Origin of the sequence: Paenarthrobacter nitroguajacolicus, from assembly GCF_007786235.1 — a bacterium.
Lineage (GTDB): Bacteria > Actinomycetota > Actinomycetes > Actinomycetales > Micrococcaceae > Arthrobacter > Arthrobacter nitroguajacolicus_A.
In genome coordinates, this window is sequence record NZ_VNFK01000005.1 from 210,940 (window position 1) to 223,701 (window position 12,762).

Annotated in this window: 11 protein-coding genes; 4 read left to right on the plus strand and 7 right to left on the minus strand. The window is 63.8% G+C overall.

Translation table 11 applies throughout. From position 1 onward, the window contains the following. Positions 1-88: 88 nt before the first annotated feature. A complete protein-coding gene (locus FQP90_RS08540; protein WP_144649301.1) occupies positions 89-3,538 on the minus strand; it encodes a DEAD/DEAH box helicase in 3,450 nt (1,149 codons plus the stop codon). A gap of 165 nt (positions 3,539-3,703) precedes the next feature. Between FQP90_RS08540 and FQP90_RS08545 the strand changes: the two genes are divergently transcribed. Continuing rightward, on the plus strand, positions 3,704-4,552 hold the full coding sequence (locus FQP90_RS08545; RefSeq protein ID WP_144649302.1) for a DMP19 family protein: 849 nt from the start codon (positions 3,704-3,706) through the stop codon (positions 4,550-4,552). A gap of 358 nt (positions 4,553-4,910) precedes the next feature. Here FQP90_RS08545 and FQP90_RS08550 read toward each other — a convergent pair whose 3' ends face one another. After that, positions 4,911-5,420, minus strand: a complete 510-nt coding sequence (locus FQP90_RS08550; RefSeq protein ID WP_144649303.1) for a hypothetical protein — start codon at positions 5,418-5,420, stop codon at positions 4,911-4,913. Between the two features lie 150 nt (positions 5,421-5,570). Here FQP90_RS08550 and FQP90_RS08555 point away from each other — a divergent pair, with 150 nt between their 5' ends. Together FQP90_RS08555 and FQP90_RS08560 are read left to right on the plus strand one after the other, a co-directional pair. Next, positions 5,571-6,068, plus strand: a complete 498-nt coding sequence (locus tag FQP90_RS08555; protein WP_144649304.1) for a sigma-70 family RNA polymerase sigma factor — start codon at positions 5,571-5,573, stop codon at positions 6,066-6,068. Continuing rightward, a complete protein-coding gene (locus tag FQP90_RS08560) occupies positions 6,065-6,739 on the plus strand; it encodes a zf-HC2 domain-containing protein (RefSeq protein WP_144649305.1) in 675 nt (224 codons plus the stop codon). Before FQP90_RS08555 ends, FQP90_RS08560 begins: the two co-directional genes overlap by 4 nt. Before the next feature lie 3 nt (positions 6,740-6,742). Here FQP90_RS08560 and FQP90_RS08565 read toward each other — a convergent pair whose 3' ends face one another. From FQP90_RS08565 to trmB, 3 genes are read right to left on the minus strand one after another with little or no spacing between them, the layout of a single operon-like run. Further along, positions 6,743-7,237, minus strand: coding sequence for a type II toxin-antitoxin system RatA family toxin (locus tag FQP90_RS08565; protein WP_144649306.1), 495 nt, complete (start codon positions 7,235-7,237; stop codon positions 6,743-6,745). Further along, positions 7,237-7,626, minus strand: a complete 390-nt coding sequence (locus FQP90_RS08570; protein ID WP_144649307.1) for a hypothetical protein — start codon at positions 7,624-7,626, stop codon at positions 7,237-7,239. The genes FQP90_RS08565 and FQP90_RS08570 overlap by 1 nt, the downstream gene beginning before the upstream one ends. A gap of 22 nt (positions 7,627-7,648) precedes the next feature. Beyond that, a complete protein-coding gene (trmB, locus tag FQP90_RS08575) occupies positions 7,649-8,554 on the minus strand; it encodes a tRNA (guanosine(46)-N7)-methyltransferase TrmB (protein ID WP_144649308.1) in 906 nt (301 codons plus the stop codon). A gap of 284 nt (positions 8,555-8,838) precedes the next feature. Between trmB and FQP90_RS08580 the strand changes: the two genes are divergently transcribed. Continuing rightward, positions 8,839-10,116, plus strand: a complete 1,278-nt coding sequence (locus tag FQP90_RS08580) for a CynX/NimT family MFS transporter (protein WP_144649309.1) — start codon at positions 8,839-8,841, stop codon at positions 10,114-10,116. Between the two features lie 69 nt (positions 10,117-10,185). On the opposite strand, the gene FQP90_RS08585 is transcribed toward FQP90_RS08580, so the two are convergent. Together FQP90_RS08585 and FQP90_RS08590 are read right to left on the minus strand one after the other, a co-directional pair. Next, positions 10,186-11,478, minus strand: a complete 1,293-nt coding sequence (locus FQP90_RS08585) for an MFS transporter (RefSeq protein ID WP_144649310.1) — start codon at positions 11,476-11,478, stop codon at positions 10,186-10,188. 34 nt (positions 11,479-11,512) lie between these two features. Then, positions 11,513-12,730, minus strand: coding sequence for a M20 metallopeptidase family protein (locus tag FQP90_RS08590; RefSeq protein WP_144649311.1), 1,218 nt, complete (start codon positions 12,728-12,730; stop codon positions 11,513-11,515). Positions 12,731-12,762 lie beyond the last annotated feature (32 nt).

Consider the following 12,762-nt stretch of genomic DNA (forward strand, 5'->3'; position numbering starts at 1 on the left):
CCCCAACTGACTGGCAGTAGTGGTTGTTCCCAGCGCTGAGAACAACCACTAATGCGAGCTAGTTGGGCGTCCTGCTCCGCCAGGTGTGTTACTCGGAGAACAGCGCCGCCAAATCCTCCGCAGTCAACGAACCACCAGCCAACGCGTCGCCCTCCATCACATCCGCGAATAGCTGCGACTTCTTGGCCTTCAGCGCCATGACCTTCTCTTCGATGGTGTCCTTTGCCACCAATCGGTAGACCATCACGTTCCGGGCCTGCCCAATGCGGTGCGTACGGTCAACGGCCTGCGCCTCGGACGCCGGGTTCCACCACGGATCCAGCAGGAACACGTAGTCGGCCTCTGTCAGGTTGAGCCCAAAGCCGCCGGCCTTCAGGGAGATGAGGAACACCGGTGCTGAACCGTTCTTGAACTCGCTCACCACGTCGCCGCGGTTCCGGGTGCTGCCATCGAGGTAGCAGTACTCCACGCCCTCAGCATCCAACCGCTCCCGGACCTTGCCCAGGAAGCCGGTGAACTGGCTGAAGATCAGGGCGCGGTGGCCCTCGGACACCAGGTCCTCCAATTGCTCGAATAACACGTCGAGCTTGGATGACCGCACGCCGGACAACGAAGAGTCCACCAACGAAGCATCCAGGCTCAACTGCCGGAGCAACGTCAACGACTGGAAGATCGTGAAACGGTTCTTGTTGACGTCGTCGATCAGCCCGAGGATCTTCTGGCGCTCACGCTGCAAGTGCGTTTGGTAGACCTTCTGGTGCCGCGGGTTCAGCACCACTTCCAGGATCTGTTCCTGCTTGGGCGGCAGGTCCTTAATAACCTGCTCTTTGGTGCGACGCATCATGAGCGGACGGACACGACGGCGGAGCTTACCCAGCTGCGCGGAGTCACCGTTCTTTTCCACCGGCTTTTGGTAGTTCTCGGCGAACCGTTTGGGGCTGGGGAACAGTCCAGGCGCCACAATGGACGTCAGCGCCCAGAACTCCATGAGGTTGTTTTCCAGGGGCGTTCCCGTGATGGCCAGCTTGAACCGGGCAGGGAGCTTCCGCGCACACTGGTAGGCCTTGGACTGGTGGTTCTTCACGAACTGGGCCTCGTCCAGCATCAGCCCGGCCCACTGGAAGGACGCGTAGGCATCGTAGTCAATGCGGAACAGGGCGTAGGAAGTGATAACGACGTCGGCACCAGCCAACGCGTCGACGGGGGACAGCCCGCTCTTGGCGAAGGTTTCACCGACGGTCCGGACCACAAGCCCAGGGGCGAAGCGCTGCGCTTCCGCAGCCCAGTTGCTCACCACGCTGGTTGGCGCCACCACCAGGAAGGGAGCGCGCGGCGCCACCCCTGCCGAGGCGCCCTGTGCGGCGGCAGCAGTCTCAGCGGCCAAGTCCTTCGCGGCACAAATCAGGGCAATGGCCTGCACGGTCTTACCCAGGCCCATATCGTCAGCAAGCACGCCGCCAAGGCTGTGCTTATACAGGAAGCTCAGCCAGTTGAACCCCTCCAACTGATACGGACGCAGCTCAGCGTTAAGGCCGGCCGGAAGCGGCAGCCCGGTCACGCCGTCGTCGAGCAGTCCGCCCACAGCTTCGCGCCACGCGGCGGCCTGTTCGTCCACGATCCCCAGCTGCGCCAACTCGTCCCAGAGCCCGGCCTGGAAGCGGCTGATCTGCAGAGTGCCGTCCTTGTTGTCCGGGTTGTCCTGGAGGGACCGGGCTTCGTCGATCAGCGCGCGCAGTTGGTGCAGCTCCGGCAGGTCCAGCGAGAAGTACGCGCCGCTGGGCAGGAGCATGCGGCTCATCCCGGCGGCCAGGGCAGAGAACACGGCTGCGAAGGAGACCGGTTCACCCTCAAGCGTGATGACGATGCCGAGGTCGAACCAGTCGCCGCTGGCCGTTTCCTTGGTGGAGATGGACACCACGGGTGCTTCGGCGGCCTCGCGGTAGTCGGCGATGTCGCCGGACGTTTCCACCACGACGTCGGGCAGGTCCTTGAGCGCGGGCAGCACCTCTTCTGTGAAGGCCAGAGTATCCAGGCCGCCGAGTTCCACCGAGGCAGCCAGCCGTGGGGCGCCCCAGCCGCCTGTAGCCGATTCGGCCAGCGCTGCAACAACATCCCATGGCCGTCCGAGCGACTCCAGGATGCGGGCTTCCTCGGGATCGTCGCGGTAGCCGCGGTCGTCCGGGTGCCGCCAGAGCGGTTGCGCTGTGACCAGTGTGCCGGACTTGTAATGCCACTCCCAGTGCAGCCGAACCTTGTGGTCGTTGCCGTAATTGGCCAGCAGGGACAACGTGGGGACAGCCAACGTGGGCAGCTCCACGGACTTATCCGCGGCCTGCACTGGCGTGGACTGCCGCAGTTTGGGGTAGAACGATGTCAGGAAGCGGCTCTCGTCCTCGGCCGGAATCTGCAGTGTTTGGCCGTCCATGACGAACTCCAGCAGCTCATCGCTGATACCGCCCTCGATCGGTGCCAGGGTAATGAGGTTCTTCTGCTGCGGCACGCCCGGCAGGGTTTCCCCGGAATGCGTGAAGAAGATCCCGTTGGCCGGCTTGCCCAGGAAGCCCACCGCCGCAGCATCAACCGGCTCCCCGCCCACGGTGACGGACGGAGCAAGCTGCAGGCCGGCGTCGGACGTTGTGTCTTCGGTTCCGTTCGCGTCCAGGCGCGCCAAACTCAGTCCGACGACGGCGGGTTGGGTCTCGACGCGGACCGGCTCGCTACCAGCCGAGTGGATGAGTGGGATGCCGGCCTTGGCGGCGTCGGAAAGGAGGGTCCACAGGTTCTTGGCCGCGAAGTCGTTGAGGCTCAGCCACATTGCCCCCGAGGGTTGCTGGCGTCCGTTGCTGGAACCGTGGGCCGCGAGGAACGTCTGAAGCCATTCGACGTGAACTTCGTTGAATTCGCGCCGGAAGCTGACGTAGCTGAGGTTGTTCCATGAGACGTCGCCGCGGATCCACTTGCCCTTGGCGCCCATCATGACGGGTCGGGCCTTGAGTTGGCGGACGCTCCGCATGGGGTCGCGGCGGCCTGTGTAGGAGAAGTGCGCAGCGGGCTCTTCCACCTCGAATTGAAGCGCGAGCGGGATGCCCGCAGTGGTCGGCGCGGTGCCGGGCTTTGCGATCAGCCTGTTGAGGGCTTGTTCCCAAGCAGGCCGTGCCGATCCGCCTTGTTCGGTGGAACCAAGGCGGGACGTCTGGATTCCAGGCGCTTGCGACAAGAGCTGGGCACGGATAGTGGGGTGGTCTTCGGCGGTGAAGAGCAGCGCGGCCACATGCTTGCAGTCCTTGCGGACCGGGCAACTGCAGATACCCACTGTGCAGCTCCAGCCGCTGGACTTGCGGACCAGTTTTGCCGACGTCGAATACGGCTGCGCACCGGTTCCGCGGACCTTGCCCATCAGGAGGCCGGTGGCCGAATCGAAGGAAATCCCGCTCACGCGGCTGCCCATGGCATAGGCCAATCCGGCCGCCAGGGAGCGGTCGTTAATGGCAGGAGTCTGAATGGCCAGTTCCCAGGTTTCGTCTGTGTGGGACGGCATGCGTCGGGCTACTTTCGGCAGGAGGTTATCTGCTCAATCTTAGTCAGCAGAAAACGGCTCCCAAACTTCGCCCTCCGTTAACCTCTACCTCGATTGCCGCGCCGCTCCCACGCGTACGTTGAAAGTGTCCGGAGCACCATCAGCTTTCAGCAGTGAGGATTTCCCATGACTACCAACGAGTACCCCGTCGTCCTGAACAAGACCAGCTTCGAAGCCGGCAATGCGGATGTTGTGGATTCCAACGTCAACGTCGTGAACCAGATGTACCAGGAGCTCCTCAACAGCGACGAAATCGCAGGCGCTGCGCTCAACAGCTTCTTTGTGGACTTCTACCTCACCCAGGCCTTGGCCGGCGGTTTCGCCCAGTACGTCTTCACTGCACCGGAGCGTGAAGAAGTTGACGCCTACGTCCGCGCCGGCCTCGAAGGCATGGGCGCCGAACGGCACCTGGACCTCTTCAACCGCACGGCAGCTGCCTTCGATGCCCTGGCCGAGGACGAGGCGGAGGCTTACCTCGACGGCGAACTGGACGAGTCAGAGACTCCCCTTCCCGCTGTTGTTCTTTTGGACGAGCTGGATGGGGAGTTCGAAGCCTTGCTGGAAGAGGAGGACATCATCGACCTCAACGCCGCATACCTTCGCGATCAGTCCGAGCTGCTGGTTCTCTCGGACGAGGAGATCGAAGCGCACATCGCCGAGCGCGTGGCCCTGATCCCGGACCTCGCCGAGCGCCAGGCAGAGGCCGACGAAGAAGCGCTGGCCAACGCCCCCGAGTTCGAGGTCATCATCCGCGAACTGTGCGACGTCGCCGGTTACGCCCTGGAGAAGATCACCATGGGGGACCCCAACTACGAACACGACGGCGTCAAGACCCTCGCCTGGCACTTCTCCACCGACCACGGCGACTACATCATGGTGGAAGACGACGACGAAGCCTTCATGATCCACCCGGAGACGAAGGAAATCATCGCTGCCGTGGAGTTCGAAGAGTCCGAGGAATTCGTGGACGCTTAAACCTATCGCCGAGATCGCCGGAGCGCTGCGGGATCGCCGTAGCAATCCGGCGATCTGGTCGTGTTCCGGCGGCCTGGTCGTGTTCCGGCGGCCTGGGGCTAGGTTGCCCTGGCCCGGCTGAGCTTGACGAAGCCCCAAACGATGGACGCCTGCCAACAGACGAGCAGGGCAATCCAGATCCAGTCAAAGCCGCGGTTTGCTGCGTTGATGACCATTGCTATGACTCCCAAAGTCCAAGCGACCTCCTGCAATGCAAGAAATCCCAGGTTTGGCGGTCTCTTAGCAGTGTCTTTCAATGCCATCTCCCCTCCCCAATGAGTAACTGGCAGTCTAACGGACGGGCGAAACCGCGCCGGCCTCAGTAGCCGGAGGCCGCAGCGCCTTTGATCATCTCCCCAGACGGGCTCACGAGGTACCAGACGCCGCCCACGCCCTGACCGGTGACATCGCCGGGGGCCTTGTCCTTGGCGTAGTAGTACAGGGGCAGGCCGTTGAGCGTCACCTGCTTCTTCCCGTCCGGGGAAGCGAAGGTTCCCACAGTTCCGGTGACGCCTTCAACGGCGGGTGCGTCCGACGTCGTGGTAAAAATCGGCCAAGCGTCCAGGCAGGCGTCGACGCAGGCGCTGGTCCCCGAGTCCTTGACGTCCTTGGTGAAGAAGTAGAGGCTCATCCCTTTGCTGTCTACTGCGATCTGTCCGGCGCTGGACGAGGCAACCTTCATCTCGGCACCTGCGGCGGTGCTGGCCGCGACACTGGGCGTGGTGGTTGTGGGTGCTGCCGAGGAGTTAGTGGCAGGGCTCCCGCCACATCCCGCCAGGGTGGCCGCGAGGACCAGTGCACCGAATCCAAAACTCAATGGCTTCTTCATGTCTAGCTCCTTTGACGAGCCGGCCGGAATGGACCGGCGCTAACCCGTACGACGCCGGCAGGGGAAGAATGGTTCATACAGCTGAACCTTTTACCGGCGCCCGTCGTCGTATAGGCGAAGGGCCGCGGAAAGAGTACGAGGGAGGTGGCTATGCCGTTGGACGAAGACGTGGTGGCAGCGATCTACCGCGATCACGGCACGGCCCTGAAGCGTTTCGTGCTGAGCTGCACGTCGGATGCCCACCAAGCAGACGACGTCGTGCAGGAGACCATCCTCAAGGTGTGGCAGCACGCTCCGCAGATCACGGGAAGTTTGCGCAGCTACCTCTTCAGGACGGCCCGTAATGTCATTATCGACAACTACCGGAAGGCTCAACGGCGCCCCACGGAGTCCGGTGAGCACGACCTCCCGGACCACGCAGCAAAGGAACGCGTTGACGAACTCCTGAACCGGGTCCTCATGGAAGAAGCGCTGCTCCGGCTTAGCCACGAACACCGACAAGTGCTGGTGGCCCTGCATTACCAGCGGTTCACCGTCGCGGAGGCGGCGCTGCAACTGAACATCCCCGCCGGCACAGTTAAATCCCGGGCTTTCTACGCTGTGAAAGCCCTCCGAACAATCCTCGATGAAATGGGGGTGGAACGATGAACGGCAACTCCGTCCACCAATTGCTGGGCGCTTACTTGCTGGGTGGGCTGGAACCGGACGAAGAGCGCGCCTTCGAGGACCACCTCGCCGGCTGCGCGGAATGCCGCAGGGAACTTGAGGAACTCGAAAGCCTGCCGGCCTTGCTCGACGCGGTTCCGCCGGCCGATGCCGTCGCCCTGGCGGTCGCCGGCGGCGCGGAAGCCCTCTCACCACTGGAGTCAAAGGCGGACGCGCTCCCGAAGAAGGTCCTGGTGGACTTGTCTGCCCGCAGGCGGAAATCACGACGGCGCTGGGCGGCTTTGGTGGGTGCGGTGGCCGCTGCTTGCCTGGCTCTGGGCTTCCTCGCCGGGCCGTTGGTGAACCAGCCGCCGAAACCGGACGCCAGCTATTCGGTGCAGTCGGACAACGGTTTGCAACTGACCGTAGGAATGGTGAAGAAGAACTGGGGAACTGAGCTCGAGGTTGAGGGGCGCAGCATGCCGCTCCAGGGCACTCTCTACCTGTGGGTGAAGGGCCGTGATGGTGCGGAGGAACGGACCTGCGGTTGGACAGCTACGGCGAGTGGCCGGATCAAGATCACCGGCGCCACTCCGGTGCAATTAGCGGGCATTGCCGGCGTTGAGCTTCGCGACGAGTCGGAGAAAACGGTGGCATCGATTTCGGTGCCGTAGGGGTTAGTGCTCCGTGACGCCCGTGTCCTGCGCCTTGAGTTCGGCCACCAACGCCGGGTCCTCACAGGCCCGGGCGAACGCTTCGATCCGTCGCTCGATCTCGCGGCCCAGCAGCCAGCTCCCCATCCGCTCTGCCACGGGCTTCAGGAAAGCCGGGCGACAGGAAAAGGTGTACTTCCAGACTGCCCGGGTGCCGCCGTCGTCGGGAGTGAATCGCCAACCGCCGCCGAAATTCTCAAAGAACCACGGACCGGACACCATGGTCATGCCCACATTTTTCGGTGGCACGTAAGAGACGTATTCGCTGACCATCTTCAGTCCCAGGCGCGAGACCGTGCGGGTGCGAACACCCTTGCCAGCGGCCCGGGCGCCATCCAGGAAACCTTGGGATGAGATGAACGGGTCCCACTTGAGCCGGAACTCTCCCGTGGTTTGGGACAACGCGAAGGCGGTGGCTGGGTCGAGCCGAATGAAACGCTCCGCGCGGACTTGCGGCATCAGAACCCTTGTCCGGAGCCGAGCACCAGGAACACCATGAAGACGATCCCAAAGATGTTGACCGCCATGATGGCCAGTCCAATAATGCCCGTGATGCGCCCCGCATTCATGCGCCCGGCACGAAATACAGCAATCAGTCCGCAGACCACAGCGACGATGGCCAGCAATACTGCGACTCCTGCCAGCACCAGGGCGCCAATCCACCAGGCGTCGTTGCCCTGGTTGTAACGGCTCATGGCCGAAGCGACGGCAGCGATGCCTAAGGGAATGCTGACCACTGCCGCTATTGGTGACAGGACGCCGGCCACGATGCTAGTGATACCAGCGCCCAGGCCACGGTTCCCTGATCGCTGAGGCTGCTGGTAGTAGGCCGGTGGCTGGTAGCTCATGGTTCCCCCAAAAAGTCCTTAGCTAAATCTTGCGGTAGGTGAGGTCGAAGATCATGCGCCCGGCCTCGTGGGCTTTGTTCTCGAAGCTGGTCCGGATGCGGCCCTCGAAGCGGGGAGCCCATCCGCCTTCTTGGTCCACGCCTTCGTTCGGTCCCGTGTGCTCCGTGCTGACGGGGGCGCGGCCTTCCCTGACCGGCGCACCGCCCACAACGGATTCGACGCCGGATTGCCACACTTGCGTCAGCGGGCTCTCCTCGCCGCTGCGCTCGCCGTCGTGCATGTTCTCGAACTCGGTGGAACCTGCCAGGACTTCGCGGACGTGGACAGCGTAGTTGGACCAGTCGGTGGCGATGCGCCAGTAGCCGCCCTTTTCCAGTGCCTTCGCGGCGACGGATGCGAACGCTGGCTGGATGAGCCGCCGCTTGTGGTGCCGGGCCTTGTGCCACGGATCCGGGAAGAAGACCCAGAGTTCGCTGACCGAACCCTCGGGAAGCATCGACTCAAGAACTTCAGGGGCGTTGGCTTCCACCACGCGCACGTTGGTCAGCCCACGGCTGTTGATCTTGATGATGGTGTTGGCCAGTCCGGGGGTGTAGACCTCCACTGCAAGGAAGTCCTTGTCCGGGTTCTGCTCGGCAGCGTGAACTACGGCGTCGCCCAAGCCGGAGCCGATCTCGACGATCAAGGGAGCCTTGCGCCCGAACACTGCCTCGGCGTCGAACGTGTAGTCCGGGTGCACGGAGGTGTTGGCCACATGCCGTGGGACCTGGATAGCCCAGCGCTCTGCGTGCTCCTCCCAGGCAGCCTGCCGGCGTCCCTGCAGGCGGGTGCCGCGGCGCACGAAGCTGACCGGCCTGCCACCGTAGGTTCCGAAGGAAGCCTGGGTGCCGGGCGTGACTGGGCGCGGGGAATCTGGGTTTTCACTCATCACTTCCAGAATACTTTGGTTCGCTGTGGCGCAGGCTCCCGGAAAAACAGCGCCAGTCTGACAGGTCTTCAAAGGATGACGCCGCCCGACGCGGACGTCGGCAACTCCAGATGGTGCTCCGGCACCGGGGACGGTTCAGGCTCTTGGTTCATGCTTTCAACGGTATGGATCGCGATACGGCGTCGGCAGGGGGAACCAGGCGTATGTGGATAATCCGAGGCCCGAGGCGGGGTCACATCCTGCCCAGGATGGGCTTCCAGGACCCGGCTGACAGAATAGGACGTGTGACCTCCTCCAAGACGCCCGGCTACCAAGAGAAATCAGTCCTCCCCGAAATAGCAGTCGACGCCGAGATCGACGATGAACCGGCGGCGGACCCCACGCAGCTGAGGGGCAAGAGGGGCCTGGTCTACCTCGCCATTTGCCTGGTGCTGATCGGCTTGAACCTCCGCACGGTCTTCTCCAGCTTCTCCGCAGTCCTGCCGGAAATAACGTCCGACGCCGGTCTGCCGGGCTGGTCGCTGGTGGTCCTCACCACCGTGCCGGTCACTTTGCTGGGTGTCTTCGCGCCGCTTGCTCCCATCCTGGCCCGCAGGTTCGGCGCGGAACGGGTTCTCCTCGGGGCCATGGCCGTCCTCACCGCAGGTTTGCTGCTGCGGCCCCTGGAGGTCGCCGGAGCGGGACACCTTCCCACGCTTCTCGCCGGAACGGCAGCCTGCGGTGCTGCCATAGCTCTTTGCAACGTGCTCCTGCCGGGCGTGGTCAAGAGGGACTTCCCGCACCGCCTTGGCTTGATGGGTGGTCTCTACACCACCGCGATCTGTGCGTCAGCGGCCTTGGGAGCAGGCTTCACGTATCCGGTCTTTACGGCAACCGGCCACTGGACCTCGGCTCTGTGGTTCTGGGCGGTGCCTGCCGCCGTCGTACTTTTGCTTTTCCTGCCGCTTGCCATCCGCCAGCCATCTGTGAAGCATCAGGCCGTCCATGGTGGCGCGAATGTGTGGCGGTCAGCCGTCGCCTGGCAAGTGACGATGTTCATGGTGCTGCAGGCGATGATGTCGTTCAGTGTGTTCGCCTGGATGGCCCCGATCCTGCGCGACCGGGGGATTGATGGCAGCACGGCCGGGCTGATCGTGTCGGTGTCGATCGTGCTGCAGATGCTGGGTTCGCTGTTTGCCCCGGCGCTGGCCACGCGTTTCAAGGACCAGCGGATCATCAACATGGTGGTGGCCTTGATGACGGGCGGCGGTTTCGCGTTGACGATCTTTGGCCCCACCGAGCTGATCTGGATCTGGACCGGGCTCAACGGGCTGGGACAGGGATCGCTCACCGCGGTGGCCCTCACCATGATCATGGTCCGCACGCGCGACTCCCACACGGCCGCGCACCTGTCGGGAATGATGCAGGGCGTCGGGTACGGGGTGGGGTCGGTGGGTACGTTGTTGGTGGGTCAACTGCACCAAGCCACCGGCGGGTTCGAGGCAGCCGGAATCCTGTTCCTGGTGGTCGGCTCGCTCGCAGCGTTCTTCGGGTACCGGGCCGGCCGCGACCGCTTCGTTTAACGTTGTGAGGCCCACTCTGCGTCCCAAAAACCCAGGGAAGAGCGCAGAGCGGGCCTCGCAACGAGATAGCTAGACCGTCAGGTCCTTGCCCTTGGTCTCCGGGATGGAGAAGGCGAACGCGATGCCCACCAGCAGCAGGATCACTGCGTATACGTTGAACAGTTGAGCCTGCCCAATGCTGCCCAGCCACGTTTGCAGGTACGGAGCCGTGCCACCGAAGACCGCGACACAGATGGAGTACGGGACGCCGACACCAATGGTGCGGATGTGCGTCGGGAAGAGTTCCGCGTAAACGGCCGGAACGATTGCAGCGCTGCCGGCGATGAAGAACAGCATCACGGACATGGACACGGCGAGCTGCCACGGTGAGTCCTTGAGCAGCCACGTCATGGGGAAGTGCAGCAGGGCGGCGCCCGCAGCTGACACGATGATCACGGGCCTGCGGCCGATGCGGTCGGACAGCTTGCCCCAGAACGGCAGGGCGGCGATGAACACCACGTTGGCGATCACACCTGCCCAGAGCGCCTCGCCCCGGTCCATCTTCAGCGAGGTTGCTGCGTAGCTCGGAGCCACCACACCCCAGATGTAGTACACAACGGTCAGGCCAACGGTGAGGCCAATGACCTGCAGGGCCTGCTTGCGGTACTTGACGATCTGCGGCCAGATGGGCAGGCGCTTCTCGTTCGGGGCTTCGGCCTCGAAGGCTTCGGTTTCCTTCATTTTGGCCCGCATGAACAGGGCGTAGATACCCAAGGCGCCGCCAATCAGGAACGGGATCCGCCAGCCCCAGGCGTTCATTTCCTCCTTGCTCAGGACCCCCGTGAGGATGGCGCCCAGCAACGTACCGGCCAGGATTCCGGCGGTGCCGGAGGTGTAAATGAGGGTCGCCCAGAAGCCGCGGTGTTCCTTGGGTGCCATCTCGGACAAATACGTTTGCGACGACGGCAACTCACCACCGTGCGCAAGGCCCTGGATGAGGCGTGCCACCAGCAGCATCACCGAGGCAAAGGCGCCCACATCGGCGAACGTCGGCGCGATACCGATGAGGAGGCTGCCCACGGCGCCCAGTGCCACGGCTACGGTCATGGACGTCTTGCGCCCGATCCGGTCGCCAATCCAGCCGAACACGAACCCGCCGAACGGACGGGCAACGAACCCGACGGCGAAGATCGCCAAGGTGGACAGCACGGCGGACGTGGGGTCGGCCTGGCTGAACAGGGCGCTCGCGATGAAGGGCGAGAACGTTGCGTAAATCGCCCAGTCGTACCATTCAACGGCGTTGCCGATGCCGGTGCCAACCAGCGTGCGCATGTGGGACTTATGGACCTTGACGTCGGGTGACGTTCCTACGGTGGCGGTCATGTGTTTCTCCAAGGTGGGGCGGGCTGGGAGGGGTCTAGTTGCCGGCGAGGGCGGCGATACGGGACACGGCGAGTTCGGCGTAGAGCGCGGCCCCGTCGGTGAGGACGCCGTCGTCGAACATTGCGTATGGCGAGTGGTTGAACGGCGACGTCGTGTGGTCGGCGCCGGGGGCAACGGCGCTGAGCCCAACAAAGGTGCCGGGGACTTCGGCGAGGACCCGCGAGAAGTCCTCCGAGCCGCTGAGGGGAGTGGCCATCCGGGTGTGCCTGGACTCGCCGAACATTCCGGCGATGACCTTTTCCGCGGTGGTGGTCTGGTCTTCGTCGTTGATGGTGAGGGGGTATTCCTCTTGGTAATGCACGTCCGCCTCCAGACCGTGGGCTGCCGCGATCCCGTGGAGAAGCCTGGGTACTGCTTCCATCATCTTCCGCCGGGACTCTTCGGAGAAGGTCCGGATGGTGGCTTCGATGCGGGCAGTTTCGGGGATGACGTTTCGCTTGGTTCCGGCGTGCAGCACACCGACAGTCAGGACTACGGGATCGAACATGTTGAACTGTCGGGTGACCATCACCTGGAGTGCGGTGACCATCTCGGCGGCGGCCGTGACGGGGTCCTTGGCGGAGTGCGGGGCCGAGCCGTGGCCTCCGGCACCGAGCACGGTGACCACGAGTCCGTCGGAAGAGCTGAGCATGACGCCCGGCTTGGTGACGAACTGGCCATGCGGTTCCAACGAGGAGAACACGTGCATCCCGTAGGCGGTATCGGCGCGACGGCCGGCGGCATCCAGGACACCTTCCTTGATCATGTAGCTTGCGCCGTCGAAGCCTTCTTCTCCGGGCTGGAACATGAGGATGACATCACCGGCCAGCTGATTGCGACGTTCAGCAAGGAGGGTGGCGGCGCCGGCCAACATGGACGTGTGGAGGTCGTGGCCGCAGGCATGCATAGCGCCGTCCACACGGGAGGTGTAGTCCACGCCGGTGCTTTCCTGCACGGGGAGTCCATCCATGTCCGCCCGCAACAACACCACGGGCTTCTCAGCCGAAGCGTGAGCGGCACCGCCGCGCAGAACTGCGGTGACCGACGTCGTTTCCTTGCCAAGGGTGATCTCGTACGGAAGCCCGTCCAGCGCCTGGAGCACCTTCTCCTGGGTGCGGGGGAGCTGCAGCCCGATCTCCGGTTCGCGGTGGAGGTCGTGGCGGAGGCGGACGATGTCGTCCCGCAGTTCCTTGGCGTCGGCAGCGATGGTCATGGGTTCTCCTGGTCTTTCCGGGAATGGGTTCC

Coding starts and splice junctions, on each gene's coding strand:
- FQP90_RS08540 (WP_144649301.1), bottom strand. CDS start 3,538: ATGCCGTCCCACACAGACGAAACCTGGGAACTGGCCATTCAGACTCCT.
- FQP90_RS08545 (WP_144649302.1), top strand. CDS start 3,704: ATGACTACCAACGAGTACCCCGTCGTCCTGAACAAGACCAGCTTCGAA.
- FQP90_RS08550 (WP_144649303.1), bottom strand. CDS start 5,420: ATGAAGAAGCCATTGAGTTTTGGATTCGGTGCACTGGTCCTCGCGGCC.
- FQP90_RS08555 (WP_144649304.1), top strand. CDS start 5,571: ATGCCGTTGGACGAAGACGTGGTGGCAGCGATCTACCGCGATCACGGC.
- FQP90_RS08560 (WP_144649305.1), top strand. CDS start 6,065: ATGAACGGCAACTCCGTCCACCAATTGCTGGGCGCTTACTTGCTGGGT.
- FQP90_RS08565 (WP_144649306.1), bottom strand. CDS start 7,237: ATGCCGCAAGTCCGCGCGGAGCGTTTCATTCGGCTCGACCCAGCCACC.
- FQP90_RS08570 (WP_144649307.1), bottom strand. CDS start 7,626: ATGAGCTACCAGCCACCGGCCTACTACCAGCAGCCTCAGCGATCAGGG.
- trmB (WP_144649308.1), bottom strand. CDS start 8,554: ATGAGTGAAAACCCAGATTCCCCGCGCCCAGTCACGCCCGGCACCCAG.
- FQP90_RS08585 (WP_144649310.1), bottom strand. CDS start 11,478: ATGACCGCCACCGTAGGAACGTCACCCGACGTCAAGGTCCATAAGTCC.
- FQP90_RS08590 (WP_144649311.1), bottom strand. CDS start 12,730: ATGACCATCGCTGCCGACGCCAAGGAACTGCGGGACGACATCGTCCGC.